This is a genomic window from cyanobacterium endosymbiont of Rhopalodia gibberula (assembly GCF_003574135.1).
In the GTDB taxonomy this organism is placed as follows: domain Bacteria; phylum Cyanobacteriota; class Cyanobacteriia; order Cyanobacteriales; family Microcystaceae; genus Rippkaea.
In genome coordinates this window covers 1,690,656-1,710,301 of record NZ_AP018341.1, presented here as the reverse complement: position 1 = coordinate 1,710,301, position 19,646 = coordinate 1,690,656, and the positions used below count along the sequence as shown (strand labels likewise).

The 19,646-nt window shown below is 36.4% G+C and carries 13 protein-coding genes and 2 pseudogenes; 11 read left to right on the top strand and 4 right to left on the bottom strand.

Features of this window, described 5'->3' with window-relative positions; translation table 11 throughout:
* Positions 1-168: 168 nt before the first annotated feature.
* The 3 genes and pseudogenes from RGRSB_RS05495 to tsaE all read left to right on the top strand — a co-directional run bounded on the left by RGRSB_RS05495 (position 169) and on the right by tsaE (position 3,465).
* Positions 169-1,301: pseudogene (locus RGRSB_RS05495) on the top strand (Coenzyme F420 hydrogenase/dehydrogenase, beta subunit C-terminal domain).
* 301 nt (positions 1,302-1,602) lie between these two features.
* The gene (locus RGRSB_RS05490; RefSeq protein WP_119260179.1) at positions 1,603-2,979 is read left to right on the top strand and encodes a gluconeogenesis factor YvcK family protein; all 1,377 of its coding nucleotides are present in this window, start codon (positions 1,603-1,605) and stop codon (positions 2,977-2,979) included.
* Positions 2,980-2,991: 12 nt separating this feature from the next.
* On the top strand, positions 2,992-3,465 hold the full coding sequence (tsaE, locus tag RGRSB_RS05485; protein WP_119260178.1) for a tRNA (adenosine(37)-N6)-threonylcarbamoyltransferase complex ATPase subunit type 1 TsaE: 474 nt from the start codon (positions 2,992-2,994) through the stop codon (positions 3,463-3,465).
* 115 nt (positions 3,466-3,580) lie between these two features.
* On the opposite strand, the gene petG is transcribed toward tsaE, so the two are convergent.
* Positions 3,581-3,697, bottom strand: a complete 117-nt coding sequence (gene petG, locus RGRSB_RS05480; RefSeq protein WP_119260177.1) for a cytochrome b6-f complex subunit V — start codon at positions 3,695-3,697, stop codon at positions 3,581-3,583.
* Positions 3,698-3,878: 181 nt separating this feature from the next.
* Here petG and RGRSB_RS05475 point away from each other — a divergent pair, with 181 nt between their 5' ends.
* The gene (locus RGRSB_RS05475; RefSeq protein WP_119260176.1) at positions 3,879-4,202 is read left to right on the top strand and encodes a DUF760 domain-containing protein; all 324 of its coding nucleotides are present in this window, start codon (positions 3,879-3,881) and stop codon (positions 4,200-4,202) included.
* A 393-nt stretch (positions 4,203-4,595) separates the two neighbouring features.
* On the opposite strand, the gene RGRSB_RS05470 is transcribed toward RGRSB_RS05475, so the two are convergent.
* Entirely contained in the window at positions 4,596-5,954 is a 1,359-nt protein-coding gene (locus RGRSB_RS05470; protein ID WP_119260175.1) for a proton extrusion protein PcxA, read from the bottom strand.
* Positions 5,955-6,028: 74 nt separating this feature from the next.
* Between RGRSB_RS05470 and RGRSB_RS05465 the strand changes: the two genes are divergently transcribed.
* From RGRSB_RS05465 to glgB, 4 genes are all read left to right on the top strand, one after another.
* Positions 6,029-8,197, top strand: a complete 2,169-nt coding sequence (locus tag RGRSB_RS05465; RefSeq protein ID WP_119260174.1) for a recombinase family protein — start codon at positions 6,029-6,031, stop codon at positions 8,195-8,197.
* 2,417 nt (positions 8,198-10,614) lie between these two features.
* Entirely contained in the window at positions 10,615-11,301 is a 687-nt protein-coding gene (locus RGRSB_RS05460; protein WP_119260173.1) for a tetratricopeptide repeat protein, read from the top strand.
* 167 nt (positions 11,302-11,468) lie between these two features.
* Entirely contained in the window at positions 11,469-11,621 is a 153-nt protein-coding gene (locus RGRSB_RS10090) for a hypothetical protein (RefSeq protein ID WP_172582045.1), read from the top strand.
* 68 nt (positions 11,622-11,689) lie between these two features.
* Positions 11,690-13,996 (top strand): 1,4-alpha-glucan branching enzyme, encoded by a 2,307-nt coding sequence (glgB, locus tag RGRSB_RS05455; RefSeq protein ID WP_119260172.1) that lies wholly within the window; start codon positions 11,690-11,692, stop codon positions 13,994-13,996.
* 90 nt (positions 13,997-14,086) lie between these two features.
* On the opposite strand, the gene RGRSB_RS05450 is transcribed toward glgB, so the two are convergent.
* Positions 14,087-14,869: a sulfite exporter TauE/SafE family protein gene (locus RGRSB_RS05450; RefSeq protein WP_119260171.1), complete on the bottom strand. Its 783-nt coding sequence runs from the start codon at positions 14,867-14,869 to the stop codon at positions 14,087-14,089.
* A gap of 109 nt (positions 14,870-14,978) precedes the next feature.
* On the opposite strand from RGRSB_RS05450, the gene pdxH reads away from it, so the two are divergent.
* Positions 14,979-15,617 (top strand): pyridoxamine 5'-phosphate oxidase, encoded by a 639-nt coding sequence (pdxH, locus tag RGRSB_RS05445; protein WP_119260170.1) that lies wholly within the window; start codon positions 14,979-14,981, stop codon positions 15,615-15,617.
* A gap of 207 nt (positions 15,618-15,824) precedes the next feature.
* On the opposite strand, the pseudogene RGRSB_RS05440 reads toward pdxH, so the two are convergent.
* A pseudogene (locus RGRSB_RS05440) lies at positions 15,825-17,189 on the bottom strand (DEAD/DEAH box helicase); the annotation flags it as partial.
* A gap of 161 nt (positions 17,190-17,350) precedes the next feature.
* Here RGRSB_RS05440 and rlmD point away from each other — a divergent pair.
* Complete coding sequence (rlmD, locus tag RGRSB_RS05435; protein ID WP_119260978.1) at positions 17,351-18,715, top strand: 23S rRNA (uracil(1939)-C(5))-methyltransferase RlmD; 1,365 nt, start codon at positions 17,351-17,353, stop codon at positions 18,713-18,715.
* A 495-nt stretch (positions 18,716-19,210) separates the two neighbouring features.
* Entirely contained in the window at positions 19,211-19,645 is a 435-nt protein-coding gene (locus RGRSB_RS05430) for an ATP-binding protein (RefSeq protein WP_119260168.1), read from the top strand.
* Position 19,646 lies beyond the last annotated feature (1 nt).

Sequence of the window (19,646 nt, the reverse complement as noted above, 5' to 3'; positions counted from 1 at the left end):
TTTGATTGTACAGTATGTTTAGAATCAGTCAAATGTCAAATCTCATCACAAATCTCGTTACATTCCTTCAAAAACTATCGCCGTTGATAATTATTTTTACCGTACACTAAACAATCATTTGTGAGATTTCTTCACACTTCTAATCTATGTTTGTCCATCACTCTCCATATGTCCATTACTCCCCAAAGTAAAGCCAAAGCTCTCAAACTAAGAAGTAACCGTCCGGACAAAGAACTCTGTAGTGAGCGTGGATTATGCGATACTCACTACGTCCACCATGGTAAAGAAGCTTGCGCCTTTCTTAATCGACAAATCAGCAAACTCGAAGAGATAGCTCATGGTCGCAGTCGTAATTTAAATGACGAAAATGACCTGTGTTTTGGAGTTTATCAAAGTATGACAGAAGTGCGGAAAAAACAGCCTATTGAGGGAGCACAATGGACGGGTATTGTTAGTTTGCTAGTGAAATGTTAACCCAAGGATGGGTAGAGGGGGTTGTCTGTGTTCAGAATATCATAGAAGACCATTTTCAACTCATGCCTGTGATTGCTAGGACGAAAGAAGAAATTTTAGCCGCTAGGATGAATAAATTCACCTTATCCCCAAATCTTTCCATTTTGGAACAAATTCAACAATCAGGAATAGAATTATTATTAGTAATTGGAGTTAGTTGTCAAATTCAAGCATTACGAGCTGTACAAAGAAAATTGTCTTTGGAAAAGCTTTATGTTTTGGGGACTACTTGTGTTGGCAATGTAACCCGTGACGGATTACGAAAGTTCATTAAGACCACGAGTAGATCTCCTAAAATCATTGTTGATCATGAATTTATGCGGTACTTTTGTATTTATTTTAAACACCAAGATGGGTCAATTGAAAAAGTAGATTTTTGGGGCTTAAAAACCAATAAACTGAAAGATGTTTTTGTTACTTCCTGCATGAGTTGTTTTGATTATGTTAATGTTTTAGCCGATTTAGTGGTCGACTATATGGGGGCGGGATTCGGTTGGCAATGGATTACCGTTCGCAATGAAACTGGACAATAAATGTTAGGGTTACTCAAAAACTAACTAGATACTAAAGCCCTAATTGCTAAGGGGGATAGAAAACAGACAGTACAAAAAAGTATTTTTGCCTATGATCAAGAAGTTACTCTGTCCATGTGGGCAGCAAAGTTAATAAGGATAATTGTAGAAAAAATTGCTCCCAAAGGATTAGAGTATGCCCGCTTTTCTATAGACTCCCATTTCACCCGTAATTATCTTTATATGAAACGCAACTATCCCCGCAAATTACCTTAGCATGTTCCCGAATTCGCTAAGCCAATTCTTTGGCAATTGATATTGCCAAAGAATTGAAAATATCTGATTTAGTCACTCAGGAACTTAGTTATTAATCCCACTGCTTAGATTTTATTCAAAGTTCAGTAGACACGTGAGTATTTTAACTTAGTAAACCATCGTTAACGACCTAAAATTTGTCTGCACCAGCCTTACCCGTTCACTCATATCTGTACTGACAAGCATATCTTTTGAGTATTGACATCCGTTACAATGCCTAAAATAACAATTCTGAAAAAAAGATTTATTTGGTCATTATCCTATGCCCAAGAGCCATTTAAAACAGGTAATACATAGACTTCGGTCAAAACAAAGAAAATGGGCGGCTGTTGGTCAATATACGCCTAAACAGGTAAATCGATGGTTTAAATGGTTATCTCCTGGCCTCTTGGTCAAACGCTGGTTACTTATCAGTACCACTGGTCTAATCTTAACTTTCTTAGGGTTAGCTGTTTTTCTTAAGTTAACCCCAGTGTATCGCTTGTTAGAGTTAATCTCTGCCTTACTAGAATTTCTGACTACTTATGTTCCCAATTATATTTCTGGTCCGTTAGCAATTCTCTCAGGGCTATTTTTGCTGTTATGGGGGCAAAGTCGTACCGTGGGATCAATTACCGAAGCATTATATCCTGAAGGAAATAAAGAACTTGTTGATCGTCTTCTAGCCCACCGTCGTCGAAATCGAGGACCGAAAATAGTAACTATTGGAGGAGGAACTGGCCTTTCAACTCTGTTGAGAGGACTTAAACAATATAGTAGTAATATTACTGCTATTGTCACCGTAACCGACGATGGCGGCTCATCCGGACGACTTAGACGGGAAATTGGTGTTCTTCCTCCAGGAGATATCCGCAACTGTGTTGCTGCTTTGGCAGATGAAGAAAAACTTTTAACGGAATTGTTTCAATATCGTTTTCAGGCTGGGGATGGACTCACTGGGCATAGCTTTGGTAACTTGTTTCTTACGGCTTTAACCGACATTACCGGAGACTTGGAACAGGCAATTGCAGCCAGTTCTAAAGTTTTAGCCATACGAGGTAAGGTTTTACCCGCTACTCTTAACGATGTCCGTCTCTGGGCAGAGTTAAGTGATGGACGGTTCATTGAAGGGGAATCTAATATTACTGAAGCCAGGGGAAAAATTGAACGTATTGGCTGCATTCCTGCTCATCCTTTAGCCTTACCAGCGGCTATAAATGTTATTAAAGATGCAGATTACATTATTATCGGGCCTGGGAGTTTGTACACAAGTGTAATCCCCAATCTTTTGGTTCCGGACATTAGAAAAGCTTTGATTGAAGCAAAGGTTCCCCGGATCTATATCTGTAATATTATGACCCAACCTGGGGAGACTGACGGCTATACTGTTAGTGATCACCTAAAAGCTATTGATTACGTTTGTGAACAACGGTTATTTGATGCGGTTTTAATTCAACGTAGACCTCCGTCTCCGAAAGCGTTAAAATGTTATGCTCTAGAAAACTGTCATCCTGTTTTTCCTGATCGTGAAGAGGTGGCTAAATTAGGATGTCGTATTATTTTAGGCAATGTGATGACCGAAGACGAAATTACCGGAAGAGTTAGCCATGACCCTCAGCGATTAGCTAAGGTTTTGTTACGTTGGTATAGTAGCAAGTAATTTTAATTAAAAGTGATTATTGAGTTACCCTCAACAAAGGCAACCCTGCGCCTAGGAGAGCAATTAGGAAAATTATTACCAGCTCGAACGGTCATTCTACTAGAAGGGAATTTAGGAGTAGGAAAAACTACCCTAGTACAAGGAATTGGGAAGGGTTTAAACATAACAGAACCAATTGTTAGTCCTACATTCACCCTCATCAACGAATACACCAGAGGACGGTTACGATTGTATCATTTAGACTTATATCGTCTAGAACCTCTTGAGGTCGAGAAGTTATATCCCGAACTTTATTGGGAATATCAAGAGGTTCCTCAGGGAATTACCGCAATTGAATGGGCGCAACAACTTCCCTATCAACCATCAGATTATTTAAAGATTCAGTTAATCAACTTACCTAAACTAGGCCGTCAAGCTATCCTCAAGGAGATAGGGAATCTCTCTTTAAAAGCTAGTTTTTGGGGCAGTTTAAGGCAATTATTATGAGACTGAGGAAATAAATAAGGTATCACCATGATCGACGACGGGGGTCAACGGATGTTGACCCCCACTTTTGTCTTTAGCTTATTCTAAAGAGCTTTTACACATTATTTAAATTAAATTAATCAAGACTAAATTTATTACCGCGTCTGTATTGTAAGTAAGCCGCAACAAATAAACCGGCTAAGGTGATGGGGATTAATCCTAAAACAATACCTAGCAGTAAGGGTTCAATCACAGTGTTTCTCCTTAATCAGACTTAATAGACTGTCCTCCATTGTACTGGCAATTGACAAATCATAAAACCAGAAATAGACAATTATTTAAGCTTCTAGACCCCCTGACGTGAATCACTAAGAGTGTTAAAGTAGAAAACATGTAACCCTGAAAAACAGGCGACCCCCATTTTTGGAGTTCTAATGGCATTCAACTTTGATTTTTTTGCTTCTGAACAAGGAGAACAAGACGCTAACGCCCTCATCCAATACCTACGACAACAGCACCCCGAGGCATTAGCTCGTATAGCTCAATCTGCTAGCCCCGAAATCAGGCAGATCATCACCCAAAACGTGCAAGGACTAGTGGGAATGCTTCCCTCTGAGGATTTTAACATTCAAGTAACAACAGATCGGGAAAGTTTGGCTAATCTTTTAGCTTCCGCTATGATGACAGGCTATTTTTTAGGACAGATGGAACAACGAAAAAACTTAGAAGCTAACTTGTCTAATACAGACTCTTTGTAGTCGAATAGGTAAACAGTGGACAGTCAACAGTCAACAGACATAAGTATTTTAAATAGATGACTGCTGACTGATAGCTGACCTATCCTCCTTTTGCAAAACTTCCCATCACTAGGGCAGACAATAAAATTCCAGGGAATAATAAGGCGATCAGTAAGGCGAGTTGACCAATTGTCATTGTTTTTCCTCTAATTCAAAGTATTGTTCTGTTAATTTAACCTATTTTTTGGGGAATTTTTACCTGTTAATTATATTTTAAGCTCGACTTTAACCGAGTTAACCATCGATTGCAATAACACTATATCCTATTAATTTATCCAGTGAAAATATTCTATTTTTAGTTGGTTTAAATCATCATTTAAACAACTACCTATCCTATAAGAACATGAAATGCTGCTATTCATTCATATTTTTATAAGTCGCTACCGCAGAAGGTGATATACGATTAAGATAACGGAAGATCCAATACTTCAAAACCGTATCTAATATTACAGGAAAGGTCGCAATAAATAGGAAATTAAACTCTTGATTTTCTGGGAGTCCAAAGTGACGAGAAACTCCTTGTAAAATTACTTCCCATCCGTGGGGAGAGTGAAACCCCACAAACATATCGGTAAAGAGAATAATCAAAAAAGCTTTAGCTGGATCACTTAAACCATAAAGGATTTCATCAAGAAAAGATTTAACCACTTCTATTTCTTTTTTACTAGTTACTATGACTACAAAAAAAGAGACAAAAGAGAAAATATCTGCAAATATATTGGCAATAGAATCAATTCCATGATGTCGATATTCATCGGTTATTTCTTCGGCTTTATGTTTAATTTCCTCCCTAATTTTTTCGGGGGTAAATTCTGGTCCTAATCCAATCAGTCCCCTAAATCTTAAAGTTTCTTCGTAATGTTGTAATTCACTTAATGCTTCTTCCTCTAAATCTCTATTAATAAAAATTACTTGTTCATGACTTGTAAAATATCTCTCAACAATAGGTGTTAAAAAAAAAGTTTTAGTTAATTGATGGGTAAGTAAAGGAACAATAATCAACAACAAAATAAACTTAATTGATAAAGCAGTTCGGTAGCGAGATTTACGGTACTTAACTAAAACCTCTTCTTCAGTTTCTCCTGATTTAGGATCAATTTCCTGTTTAATTCGGTTGAGGGTATTAATAAAAGATCTCGGAAGTACCCCAGTCTTTTTTGAAGCAGAGGCTAAGTTAGAATTGTCATTATTTTTTTTCCGGCTAATGGAAGCATTTCTAAATTCACTGAAGTTTTCATTATTTGTAGAACTTAGCTGATTTTTGTTTATTTTTTCTCCAGAAGTTAGTCTTTTATTCTCAGACTCTACTTCTGGATTAAGATTAGGAGTTTGATAGTGATTTGTTACTTCATCAATAAACTCAAGCTTATCAAAAATAATAGAAGTGTTTGTCTCTTGATCCTGGTGATCTCGTTGATCTCTTAAATGGGGTTGTTTATCTTGTAAATCAGATATTTTTAAAAAAAAACGGCTAGCTTTAAAAAAAGCTAATCCCGTGTTTATCTTTTGTAAATAGCCATTAACTTCTGTTTCGAAATAAGTAAGAATGCTTGTTCCATAGTTAGAATTTTCAACAGATACTTTTTTTCCTCCAAAATGTTTATTTTCAATCTCTTTGATTTTCAAAGCAGATTTATAGGCGCTGCTTAATGATTTTTCAGGGATTGCTAAGAACCAATCTGAGGTATTTTGAATGAAGGATTTAAGTTTCATGGGAATAGGAACTTGCAGTCTTAAAATAAGGAGATTGTATATGTTATGTTAACAAATCGGATCAAGGAGTCTGCGTGAACAGTCAACCCCTTTGGATTGAAGGAATAACCCGCAGTGGGAAAACAACTCATCTTGCTAAGGAATTTTGTCATTGGCTCAACCAAAAACATGATTCCCTTCAAACAATTTCGGTTCCTAATTTCGTCCCTCAAAATTTAGCGTCTTCACTCCTAATTTTGTCAGCAAACAGTGACAATTGCCGAAAACTTGCCGACAGACTTTCTCTATCTATTCAGGGCAGTTACCCCATTATCTGCAAAACTCCTCTAGGATTTATTACCAAGGAGGTCACCCTTTTTTGGCCACTTCTATTTGAAGAATTAACCTTGAAAGCTCATTTTCCCTTACTATTGCGTCCAGAAACAGAACAGGAATTAGCTCTCCAGCTATGGCGGTCACATTTAGAGCCAGCAAAGATTCGACTAACCGAAACCAGTGAGTCCCGCTTTGTCCGTCAAACCTTAGATTTATTACATCTTACAGGGGCTAGTGGTATTCCGATTGAAGATATCCCCTATATTTTAAAACAGGGTTTGCTCGAAGGTGATCGCTATAATAATTCCTTAAATAACCCGGAACTTTCTTTAGAATTAGATTGGCAATTGAGAGGAAAGTTGATTTTAAAATGGCATAATTGGTGTTTGGATAAAGGTTTACTTACCTATGGATTAATCTATACTCTTTATTGGCGATATCTTCTTCCTAACCCCAGGTATCAACAACATTTAATTAATCGTTACCAAGGTGTTTTTGCTGATGATGTTGATGATTATCCGGCGATAACTAAAAATTTATTCGACTTTCTCCTTGACAATGGAATATTTGGGGTATTTACGTACAATTACGATGGACAAGTTCGTTTAGGACTCGACGCTGATCCTCAATATCTATATAAATTAGCCTCTCGCTGTCGGGTAGAAGTATTGCCTTCACGTTCAGGACTAGTTACAGACTGCGGGGAATTACTAGTTAAATTGGCCACTGATCCCTCAGAAATCATTAATTTGCCTGGGTATATTTCATCAATTCAAACTATTTCCCGTGCGGAATTATTCCGTAAAACTGCACAACTAATTATTGAAGCAATTAAAGTTAACCGAGCTACTCCCGAAGACATCGCTATTATCGCTCCGGGATTAGATGAAATTGCCCGTTATACTTTAATTTCAATTATTTCAAACGCCGGAATTCCTATTCAACCTCTAAATGAACAAAGACCTTTAATTAGTTATTCGATAGTCCGTGCTTTATTATCCTTATTGGGGTTGGTATATCCAGGGGTAGGAAGACTAATTTTGACTGATGATGTCGCCCAAATGTTAACGGTATTGAGTCAACAAACCATAGATAAAACTCAAACTTTAGTTCCGGTAATCGATCCAGTCAGAGCAGGCTTAATTGCAGATTATTGCTACCATATCGATCCGGAATACCCCAAATTACTATCCATTGAAACTTTTTCTCGTTGGGATCGTCTAGGACATCGTGCTACCCAAGCTTATCGAGCAATTTGTCAATGGATCACCGACAGTAAAACTCTGTTACAGGAGAAACCATTGACCACTCCAGTAACTATCTTGGATCGAGCAATTAAACGCTTTGTGAAGATCAAGAGTCACATGCCTTACGAGCAAATTGCAGCATTACGGAAATTAATGGAAGCTGCCCAACATTTTTGGGAAGTTGATCGCCGTTTGCGTCAACATAATGCCACACCTCCATCACAGCGGGAAACCCTAATTAAGTTTATTCAATTGTTGCGTCGGGGAACCATTACAGCAAATCCTCAACCCGTTTGTTATTTAGGTAAAACACCTGGTTTTGTTACATTGGCAACGATTTTTCAATACCGTTCGTTACGTAGTTCCCACCGTTGGCAATTTTGGCTAGACACGTCTTCAATCTTATGGGAGAAAGGAGGGGCATCAGTGTTGTTTGGTGCACCTTTATTTGCACGAGGATGCCCGAGAAAAATGTTAACTCCTGAAGATGAATTTAAAGCGGATAAAGCCCGTCTAGGAAGGATTTTAAAGGACTTGTTGGGACGCGCTGAAGAAAAAATTATTTTATGTCACAGCGATCTCAGCATAAAAGGAACCGAACAAACTGGACCTTTATTAACTTTGGTTAATAGTTCTTTAGAGTTTGTCGAGGAGTGGTTAGGGAATGAGGAGAAGAGATGAAGGAAATAGAGGAAGCAATGCCGACTACCATCATTATTATAAGTTGAAAAATCTTTAACTATTTAGTCGCAATTAAGGATTTCGTAATTAACTAAAATTGTTCCGTACTTTTTCAGACGGAAGATAACCAAACAGACAATACAATCAACCATATATATAGTAAAGAAAAAATTTTATCAAATGTAAAACTTGACATGATACTGAACTCGATTGCCATACTTTACTGAAGAAATACAGAAGATTTAACTTAATATATTAAGTTAAATCTTCTGTATTTCTTTGAGTTTACTGAGTAGATCATGACGATTCAGTAAGAATTTTTCCATTTTATAGATTTTTTTAAAATACTCATTAACTTAAGGTGCATCTATTAACCTCTATACTGGATCTAATTATAGAGAATAATATGGAAAATATTTTCTAATAATTACCTAAAAAAACTTACTATTTTTTTCTACAAAATTATCTGCTATTATTATTCCATTTTATTCCTATCATTACTTTTTTAGTATAGCTTTTTTTAAACCAAGTATTGATAAACTCAACTATTTTATATTCACTTTTATTTTGTATTCACTATTATAATTAAACTATATAAAGTTTTTTTAGTTGGTGATTTGACAAATTCATATATATATGAGCATTCATAGTTTTGGCTTACCATAGTAGTTTATCATTGTTAAATGGGCCTCTGAACTTGTCTTCTTATTATCCTTAATATAACTCTATTTTTTTTAAATAATCATACGTATACTTCGACTTATGGATATCTTTTTTATGATTTTTAAAACTTTAAAAGTAAATCTTTCTTGTTCAAAAAGCACTTACTTTCTAAATATTAGTCTCGGACTCTAACAAGAGTAGATGAGTCTTTTAGTAAAATCATCCTCTTTGTTTAGTCACAATTTTTTCAACACAATTTTATTTTTCTATCCAGTGAGTTAGTCTCAGTCCTTTCCAGATTATTCTATCTACATAGTCTTAATACTAATTGGTAGGTTAGTTGTTTAAGTAGTTTATCAATTAATCAGAATTTCTATCATCCCCTTTATTTCAAAATCTTATTCCTTAAATTTGTAAATTATTTTTTTAATTTATTATCTTTATTAAATACATTTTTTATATAAAAAATGTATTTAATAAAGATAATACACTTTGTTTAAGTGTTAATTTCTGAGATTTTATTAAAAATAGATGTGATTTTGAGATTTAAGTAAATGAAGATTTGGAGAGGACCAAGATTTTCTAGACATCGTTTTTATCTAGATTATTTATCTATTATTAGGAATTGATTCTCACAGATAGATTCAGTACAATTTAAAATTATCTTAACTTTTAAAAAATTATCTTAATTTTTTCTGTTAAAACAGCCTTAATACGCATTTGCATTAAAACCTAAGCTAAAATAGACAAAAATACTCAGTAACATAGTCTGAACTAAATCTATAAGATTTATAGACAATGGAATTATAATTTTGCCAACCCCACTTTTTTAGTGTAGTGGGAATAGTGACTGTTTAATAATTCTGATTAATAAAAAAATATGTTAAATATTGATTGTAATCGATATTATTTTTAATAATTAAAGTTGTTTTTTATTAAATTTACTCTCAATAAATCAATCATTATATCTCTTAAAAGATACAATAATTGATTTGTATAAACAAAATAATCTGAACCGACCAGTTTATGCTAATTTTACGGAAAATTTTGACAAGGAAAAATAACTAATCATCGTATAAAAATATGTATTAAATAAAACTTATGCAAAAGTTATTTAATACATATTTTTTTCTAAACATAAAAAAACTTAATTTTATCTCTATTTTAGAGATAAAATTAAGTTTTTCTTAAATAAGAACGTAAAATATACTCAAAATATATGTAGAAAATTATCCGATTATTCAATATTTATCCTAATACTTTTCTTCCTAAGCTAGTCATGATACTATGATTGAATGAAGACTAAAGCAAACATCATCTTATATGGTGTAGAATTTTTTCTTTATTTATCTCCTATTCTCCGTAAATATACAGAATAAACTAAAATTTTTAAAAAACTTAAGAAAACCTTAAAACAAGCTATTATAGTTCTTAATAAAGACTTTCACTTTAAAATAAATTGGCTCTTTCAGGCTAGATATGATAAATTGGTGACTAATAACTTCCAGAATTATTATTCTGACTGTATCTTGTGATTTGCTTTAAAAAAGTTTAATTTTTTAAAGCAAGTTTTTATAAAGTTAATAGCTTTGTACAAGAAAGCTTTTGCTTAATATTTAATATTTATTGTTTGTAGATTTTCTAAAAAAGCTAATTTATTAACTCAAGACAGTTATTAGATTGACACAATGCAATTAGTTATCGGAAAAATTGTCGGGTACGGTGAATATTAAGATATATAAAGAGAGTAAATCATGGAAATTAATACAATTTACAACTCTAATTCAAGAAGATCTGAACCATCAATACAAACTCAAGGGAATCATTGGCGTTCTTTAGTTCTAAGTTGTTCAACAGAGCATCAGAAAATCTCAGACCAAGGGTTACGGGCGTATATCAGAGAAAAAGCTGAACAAGAAGACTATCGAGGAGCTATTACTCTGCTTAACCAATTGATTGATCGTCATCCCAACAGTGCTATTGATTACAATAACCGAGGGTTAATGTACTGTAAACAAGGGAACTTTCTTAGGGCTATAGAAGACTTTGAACAAGCTATTATCCTTAACCCTTACCTCGACAAAGCTTATAATAATCGAGGTAACTGTAATGCTGATTTAGGTAACTTAGTCAAGGCGTTAGAAGACTATCAAATATGCTTAGATTTAAATCCTTATAATCAAAGAGCATGGATTAATAAAGGAATTACTTTACGAGAATTGGAATGGCACGATCTAGCCTTGGAAACTTTTGATTTTTCCTTGGTAATTGGAAAACCCCTTAAAGGAAGAATTTATGGAGAACGGGGATATACCTATTATCTTTGTGGAGATTGGAATTGTGCGACTGCAGACTATCGTCGCGCTTTATCAGAATTATTGATCGGTGATCCCTACATCAGTAAAGTTCAACGGCGGTTATCAGAACTCCTCAACTTTTAAGGGACCGATTACTTCAGAGTGGTTGCTTACCGTTATACTTATACTAATCACTCAAATAAAATATACGAATTTCACTAAACAGTGTTGGAAGACGTACAAAAACTAGGTTTAATCAGCCAAACGACTGAAGACAGCCCCACCTCTAGCTAGCTACTGTGAAAGTAGAGATGGTTAAGCGGTCCGGATGGGTCAGTGGTGCCTGGATGCGATTCCGGGATAATTCGCTCAAGAAAAATTATACAAAACCGTCCGACAGACCTTTCCCTATCAGGGCAAACCGCATTGGTATGACTAGGGCTAGTAGGCTTTTTAGCAACTAATTGTAAAGTAAGTAGTAAGATTCACTAGGGCAGTTTTGCCTTTGGAGTTTGTTAAAATTGGTAACTGAATGACCCCAACTATTTCCCCTTATCAAGTTAATCAAATTGTCTACAACCTACACCATGATCCCTTTGAGGTGTTAGGTTGCCATCCTCTCAATAGCGATAGCTCTTGTCCTCGATGGGTGGTCCGCGCCTATTTACCAAACGCTCAAGCCGCTTGGATAGTATGTCCTACCGAACGCCAAGAATACGAAATGGAAGCGGTTCATCACCCTAACTTTTTTGAATGTATTATTGAAACTTCCCAGTTAAACAATTATCAATTGCGAATAAAAGAAGGAGAAAACGAGCGGATTATATATGATCCTTATGGTTTCTGTTCTCCTAACTTAACTGAATTTGATTTACATTTGTTTGCTGAAGGAAACCACCACCGCATTTACGAAAAATTAGGGGCGCATTCGGCGGAGGTTAATGGGGTAAAAGGAGTTTATTTTGCCCTGTGGGCTCCCAATGCTCGTAATGTTTCTATTTTGGGAGATTTCAACCAGTGGGATGGACGTCAACATCAGATGCGTAAACGCTTCAATAATGTTTGGGAATTATTTATTCCCGAAATTGGTGTGGGAGCCCACTACAAATATGAAGTTAAAAACTGGGAAGGTCATATTTATGAAAAATCTGATCCCTATGGCTTTTTTCAGGAAGTTCGTCCCAAAACTGCCTCTATTGTTGCCGATCTCGAAAGCTATCAATGGCAAGATGCTGACTGGATGGAGAAACGCCGCAACCGAGATCCCCTCAGTCAACCAATTTCAGTATATGAGGTTCATTTAGGTTCATGGTTACACGCTTCTTCGGAAGAAAAAACCTCTGTCTTTAATGGAGAATTAGATCCTGTCCAAGTCTCAGAATGGAATACAGGGGCGCGTTTTCTTAGCTATTATGAGTTCGCGGATAAGCTAATTGCCTATGTTAAGGAATTAGGGTATACCCATATTGAATTATTACCCATTGCTGAACATCCGTTTGATGGTTCCTGGGGGTACCAAGTAACCGGATACTATGCTCCAACCTCGCGTTATGGCCGTCCCGAAGATTTCATGTATTTCGTAGATAAATGCCATGAGAATAGCATTGGGGTCATTGTAGACTGGGTTCCAGGTCATTTTCCTAAAGATGGTCATGGGTTAGCCTTTTTTGATGGCACTCACCTCTATGAATATGCTGATTCTCGTGAAGGAGAACATAAAGAGTGGGGGACTCTCGTCTTTAACTATGGCCGTAATGAAGTTCGTAACTTTTTAGTGGCTAATGTTCTGTTTTGGTTCGATAAGTATCATATTGATGGCATTAGAGTAGATGCAGTTGCCTCTATGCTTTACCGTGATTATCTGCGAAAGGACGGGGAATGGATAGCCAACGAATATGGGGGACGGGAGAATTTAGAGGCGGCTGATTTCTTGCGACAAGTCAACAGTGTTCTTTATAACTACTTTCCGGGAGTATTATCTATCGCTGAAGAATCTACCTCCTGGCCAATGGTTTCTTGGCCTACTTATGTTGGGGGACTAGGGTTTAACCTCAAGTGGAATATGGGATGGATGCATGATACACTCGACTATTTTGGGATAGACCCTTGGTTTCGTCAATTTCACCAAAATAATATCACCTTTAGTATGTGGTATCATCATAGTGAAAACTATATGCTGGCGTTATCCCACGATGAAGTGGTACATGGCAAAAGCAATATGATGGGGAAAATGCCAGGAGATGAATGGCAAAAATATGCTAACGTACGCGCGTTGTTTAGCTATATGTTTACCCATCCTGGAAAAAAGACCATGTTTATGAGCATGGAATTTGGACAGTGGAGTGAGTGGAATGTTTGGGAAGATTTAGAATGGCATCTGTTGGAATATGTCCCCCACCGACAGCTTAAACGGTTTTTTACTGAACTGAATGCCCTTTATAAAAGTGAACCCGCCCTTTATGACCGTGATTTTGAAGAAGAAGGGTTTCAGTGGATTGACTGTAGCGATAACCGTCATAGTGTAGTGTCTTTTGTCCGATGGAGTAAAAACCCTACAGAGTTTGTGATTGTCGTTTGTAATTTTACCCCTCAACCTCATAGTCATTACCGAATTGGTGTTCCTGAAGGGGGATTTTATACTGAGTTATTTAATAGTGATGCTAAGAAATACGGCGGCAGTAATATGGGAAATTTAGGCGGTAAATGGACCGATCAATGGTCATTCCATAGCTTTCCATGTTCTCTTGATTTATGTTTGCCGCCTTTAGGAGTTTTAATTCTGAAGTTAGATAGAACCAAGACTCAAACGATAGTAGAATCTAAGAACTTATTAGGTTGATGATGAATAATAAATAGTAGATAAAGAACTAATCTCGGGGTCAACAGTTATTGATTTCTCCTAATTTTTGAAAGTCGTTCATTTCAAATTTTACGTTCTGCTATAACTTTGCCAGGCTTGCCAAAAAGTATAAGCTGCTAAAACGACTAACAGTCCATAGAAACAAGATCGAGCGACTCTATCTGGTAACTTCGGTAGGATACTAGTGCTTATTCGCGAGCCGACTAATCCTCCGGCTCCTAATATAAATCCAGTAGGGAATAAAACATTTCCTTGTAGGGCGTGGCCTATGGTGGCAGAAATGGTGGTAATTACAATCACTCCTAAACTTGTCTGAATGGCAATTTTAATGGTTTCTCTTAGAAATAAGATTTGTAGCGGAACCATAATGACTCCCCCACCAATACCGAATAAACCTGCTAGAAATCCTGCGGTTCCTCCGGTTCCTAAACGAGCTATTATCGGAAGGATTTTGGTGGTTTTAGTAGGAGTAGGAGTTGTTCTGGTAGCTAACTGTTGACGTAAGTTTCCTAAGAAAACATTAATAATTAGTAAAATCCCTAAAGTAGTTAACAACATATAATCGGGAAGTAGATTAGCAGTATATACTCCAAATTGAGCTGTGATTAAGGCCGGAGACCCTAAGAGGATAACGCGCTGTAAATCTAAATAACCCATACGCCAATTCTGAAGACTTCCTGATAAAGAGGTAAGAACAATTGCTAAACTACTTGTGGCAACAGCCTGTATAGGAATATAACCAAGGGTTACTAATAAAGGAACTAATACAGTTCCTCCCCCAATGCCTAATAGTCCAGATAACAACCCCGAAAATAAACCACTAACAATTAAAATTAATATATTATCTAGCATCTAGCGATTTTAACACTCAGCTAATTACAATTGATTGTAAGCATCAATAGTTATTATCTGAGTTATTAGTTTAAAATGGACTGTTAGCTATTAACATTTTCAAAAATTCATGGACATTGGAGCCTTAAGAGAAGAGTACACCCACAATGGTTTATCTCGTGAAAACCTTGAAACTGAACCGTTTAAACAATTTGAAACCTGGTTTAAACAGGCTGTTGAAGCTGAACTGCCTGAACCGAATGCTATGAGTCTAGCAACCGCTTCAGCTAAAGGCGAACCTTCATTAAGAACCGTTCTTTTAAAATACTTTGATCCTCAAGGGTTTGTTTTTTTTACGAATTATGAAAGCAATAAAGCTAAACAGATAAAAAGAAATTCCTCTGTTGCTCTCTTATTTCTTTGGCTTCCTCTGGAACGTCAGGTCAAAATCAAGGGAAAAGCAGCTAAAGTTTCAACGGCAGAATCCCTTAAATACTTTGTTACTCGACCAAGAGGCAGTCAACTAGGTGCTTGGTCTTCTTCTCAGAGTTCTATTATCTCTTCTAGACAACTTTTAGAAATTAAATTTAATGAGATGCAGCGTAAGTTTGATCGAGGAGAAATTCCTCTTCCTTCATTTTGGGGTGGCTATCGAATTGTTCCTCATTATTTTGAGTTTTGGCAGGGTAGACCTAATCGATTACATGATCGCTTTTGCTACAATTTGCAGGATAATAAAACTTGGGAGATTTACCGTTTAGCTCCTTAAGGCTTTACGTCTTATGAAGAAGATTGTTAAGATTAGCTAACTTAACTAGAAAAAACTTAAAGATCATAGTCCAATATAGAATTTATATTCTGTCGCTTTAGTCAAAATATATTAAAGGTGATGTCATTAAGGGTTATCGTCAGGGAACAATTCTAATTTTTAAGTTTTATTTAGAACTTTGCTTATTAGTTTAGAGATATATTAGTTTTCTCCTCGTCGCCGTTGAGATATTCTTTCCTCATTAGTATCTTCAGCTACGACCTCATATAAAATAGCTAATCCGTTTTTTCTGGTTCCTTTGCGTAAAATTCGGCCTAATCTCTGAATATACTCCCGTGCAGAACCTGTCCCCGATAAAATAATTGCAATCTTAACTTCAGGAACATCTACACCTTCATTGAGAACATGAGAAGTGACCAAAGTTGTGTAAATTGCTTCTCGAAACCGAGTTAAAATATTGTAACGTTCTTTCACAGGAGTTTGGTGAGTAATAGCGGGTATTAAAAATTCTCGGGAAATTCGATAAACAGTGGCGTTATCATTAGTAAAAATCAGGATAGATTCTTCGGAATGTTGGCAAATTAAATCCGTTAGTATTTTTAGCTTTCCATCAGTTCCTGCTGCAATTTCTTTGGCTTTCCTATGAGCCAACATTGCCCGTCTTCCTGAAGAAGATCTAGAACTTGTTTTAACAAACAATTGCCAACCACTTAAACTCCCCAAAGAAATATTAGACTTTCTTAAAAATTCATTGCGAATAATGATCGCTTGTTTATATCTTTCTTTTTCTAACTTGGATAATTTAACTTTAATTTGAACAATCTGATGTTGTGCTAAAGTTTCTTCCGCTAGATCTTTCACTCCTTTGCGATAAACTACCGGACCAATAAGAGCTTCTAAGTCCCGATGACTGCCATCAGCCTTTTCTAGCGTTGCTGTCAACCCTAACCGATAGGGGGCAATGGCGTATTCAGCGATGACTCGAAAAAAATCTGTCGGTAAATGATGACATTCATCAAAAATTAGAAAAGCATATTGATTCCCCAATATTTCTGCGTGAATAGCTGCACTATTGTAAGTAGCGATTAAAATGGGAGTGCGATCACGCGAACCCCCTCCTAATAACCCCACCTCGACATTAGGAAACGCCCCCATAATTTGGGTGTACCACTGGTGCATTAAATCCAAGGTAGGAACTAAAATTAAAGTGGTTTTGGGAGTAGACTCTAGAGCCAATTGGGCTAAATAAGTCTTTCCCGCTGCTGTGGGAAGAACAACTACCCCTCGACGGTTATATTGTTTCCAAGCAGCAAGGGCTCCAAGTTGATGGGGATAAGGATCTCGTTGGAAACTAGGGTTTAATTCTAATGAAATAAAGGCTTTCGCTTCATCGATAAAGTGAACTTTGTCAGCTTGTAGGGTCTCTACTAACAGGTGATAGTGAATGGCTTGAATACGGAATTTTTCGATGCGAACATCCCAAGTTGCAAATTCGATCCAAGCTTTTCCCCTGGGGGGAGGATGAAGAATTAGAGTTCCGCGATCATATTTGAGTTTGGGGGGACAAGACATTTTTTAGAAGAGGAGGCGAGTTAGTTAAGATTTAATTGTATCTAATGCGATCATCAAGATGAAATGGTTAGGAATAGTTGAATACTTTTTCCAAGGGTGAGATGGAACAAGTTAAAATGAAATTATTCCAAATTTTAGCGAAGGTTAAACACTTCATTGCCATGACCCAAGGTTACCAACAAGGAAGTCTCGTTGAACTAAAAATTACTGACCTTAGTAACAATGGTGATGGAGTTGGACATTTTGAAGGACGTGCTATTTTTGTTGCTGATACGGTAACTGGTGATTACATCTCAGTCCGATTGGTTCACCTCAAACAGCAATACGCCTACGGAAAATTACAGCAACTTCTCTCTCCTTCCCCATATCGTCTTCGTCCCTCTTGTATCGTGGCTGATAAGTGTGGAGGTTGTCAATGGCAGCACATCGATGAGACTTACCAACGTATTGTTAAACAGAACCACGTTATCAAGTCTCTAAAACATATTGGTGGATTTGAGGATCCTCCTGTTGCCCCTATTTTGGCACAAAAAATAGAGCTGGGCTATCGTAATAAGGTTACCTATCCTCTAGGACGTTCAGCCGCAGGCAACGTTCAAGGAGGCTATTTTCGCAGAAATAGTCATCAAATTATTAATATTAACCAATGCCCTATCCAAGACTCTCGCCTTAACCCTTTCCTAGCTGAGGTAAAAAAAGATATTCAAGAACAAGGGTGGTCTATTTATGATGAAAAACGTCATCAGGGAAGACTACGTCATCTTTCTCTAAGAATAGGACGGCATACCGGAGAAGTATTTTTAACCTTGATTAGTACCGAAAAAAAACTGCGCAATTTTGATACACAGGCACAAACATGGTTAAAAAGGTATCCTGATTTAGTCGGAGTTTCCCTGAATCATAACCCTAATCGGGGTAATATCATTTCAGGACAAGAAACTCTAACTATTGCTGGTCGTTCTTATTTACGGGAAATCTTTGTAGGACTGGAACTGCACTTAGGTCCTGATACATTTTTCCAGGTCAACACCGAAGCGGCCGAAACCCTGATAAACAAAATTATTGAACAACTTAATCTAACAGGAACCGAACAGTTAGTCGATGCTTACTGTGGCATAGGGACTTTTACCTTACCTTTAGCTCAACAGGTGCGACAAATTATCGGTATAGAAGTTAACTCCAATTCAGTTACCCAAGCGCGGAAAAATGCCCGGCTTAATGGTATTAACAATGTTTCATTTCTGGTGGGAACTGTCGAAAGTTTATTGCCCCAACTATCATTCTTACCTGATATTGTAATTCTTGATCCTCCTCGTAAAGGCTGCGATCAATCAGTTATCGAAACTCTCAGAAACGTTCGACCATCTTATATCGTCTACATTAGTTGTCAACCACCAACCTTAGCACGAGATCTCCAAAAATTATGTAAGGGAAAGGCTTACGAGTTAATTTGGGTACAACCGAGCGATTTTTTCCCACAGACCGTCCATACTGAATGTGCAGCCTTGTTAAGACTCAATTCTTAAGTATGCTATGATGATAGTATGAACTTTAGTCTATGAAAGTGTTTCTATCTATTTTTCCATGGTAGTTCGTAGTTCTAGTCTATTTTTCTATGGTCTTCAATTATAGGAGAATTTAATTTCATATTACTTATCATTTATTAGCGACTTTATTAAATCAGTTTATTTTAGACAACCATGAACCAAGAGTTTATTATAGTAGTAGGAGCGGTTTATTTCTTAATGGCTTTCTCAAAGAATATTTAATTAATTAACATTAAGATTTGACTGTAGTAATGATTCTACCTAAAATTTTGGTTGATTGATTTTTTTTAATTCTTAACCATGACTCATATAAATTATATCTTGATCTATTAATTAGATTTTTATAAAAGCTTGACGTGACATCTGCTAAGACTAAAACTGGCTAAGGCCTGATTAGCAGAGGACTGAATATGACACAAACAAGCATTTCAAAAAGATGAGATCCTTAAAAGATTAACAACTGAGGTAAAACGCGTGATTTCTATTTCACTGCCTCCTACAAAAAAACCCTGGACAACAATGAGCTTCACATCTACTCTTTATTTATGTCCAGTGCTTGACTTATTATTAACTAATATTCCTATCTATTTAAGACCAGAAATTAGGTTAGGTTTGCAAGAAGCTTTAGTTAATGCTGCTAAACATGGTAATAAGTTAGATCCTAGTAAGTCAATTGTAGTAAATTTTTCGGTGACTGAAGAAGGTTATTCATGGGTAATTTCAGACGAAGGATTAGGATTTACCAGTGGGTGCAATTGTCACAATTTAACACCCCAACACCTACCGCCCGAAGAAGCTGAACATGGACGAGGGTTATGTCTACTCCACGAAATTTTTGATCAAGTTTACTGGGATCAAGATGGAACTCGCGTTAAATTGTGCAAGCAAGTGATTAAGAAAAACGACTAAA

Coding starts and splice junctions, on each gene's coding strand:
- RGRSB_RS05490 (WP_119260179.1), top strand. CDS start 1,603: ATGCCCAAGAGCCATTTAAAACAGGTAATACATAGACTTCGGTCAAAA.
- RGRSB_RS05475 (WP_119260176.1), top strand. CDS start 3,879: ATGGCATTCAACTTTGATTTTTTTGCTTCTGAACAAGGAGAACAAGAC.
- RGRSB_RS05470 (WP_119260175.1), bottom strand. CDS start 5,954: ATGAAACTTAAATCCTTCATTCAAAATACCTCAGATTGGTTCTTAGCA.
- RGRSB_RS05460 (WP_119260173.1), top strand. CDS start 10,615: ATGGAAATTAATACAATTTACAACTCTAATTCAAGAAGATCTGAACCA.
- RGRSB_RS10090 (WP_172582045.1), top strand. CDS start 11,469: ATGGTTAAGCGGTCCGGATGGGTCAGTGGTGCCTGGATGCGATTCCGG.
- glgB (WP_119260172.1), top strand. CDS start 11,690: ATGACCCCAACTATTTCCCCTTATCAAGTTAATCAAATTGTCTACAAC.
- RGRSB_RS05450 (WP_119260171.1), bottom strand. CDS start 14,869: ATGCTAGATAATATATTAATTTTAATTGTTAGTGGTTTATTTTCGGGG.
- pdxH (WP_119260170.1), top strand. CDS start 14,979: ATGGACATTGGAGCCTTAAGAGAAGAGTACACCCACAATGGTTTATCT.
- rlmD (WP_119260978.1), top strand. CDS start 17,351: ATGACCCAAGGTTACCAACAAGGAAGTCTCGTTGAACTAAAAATTACT.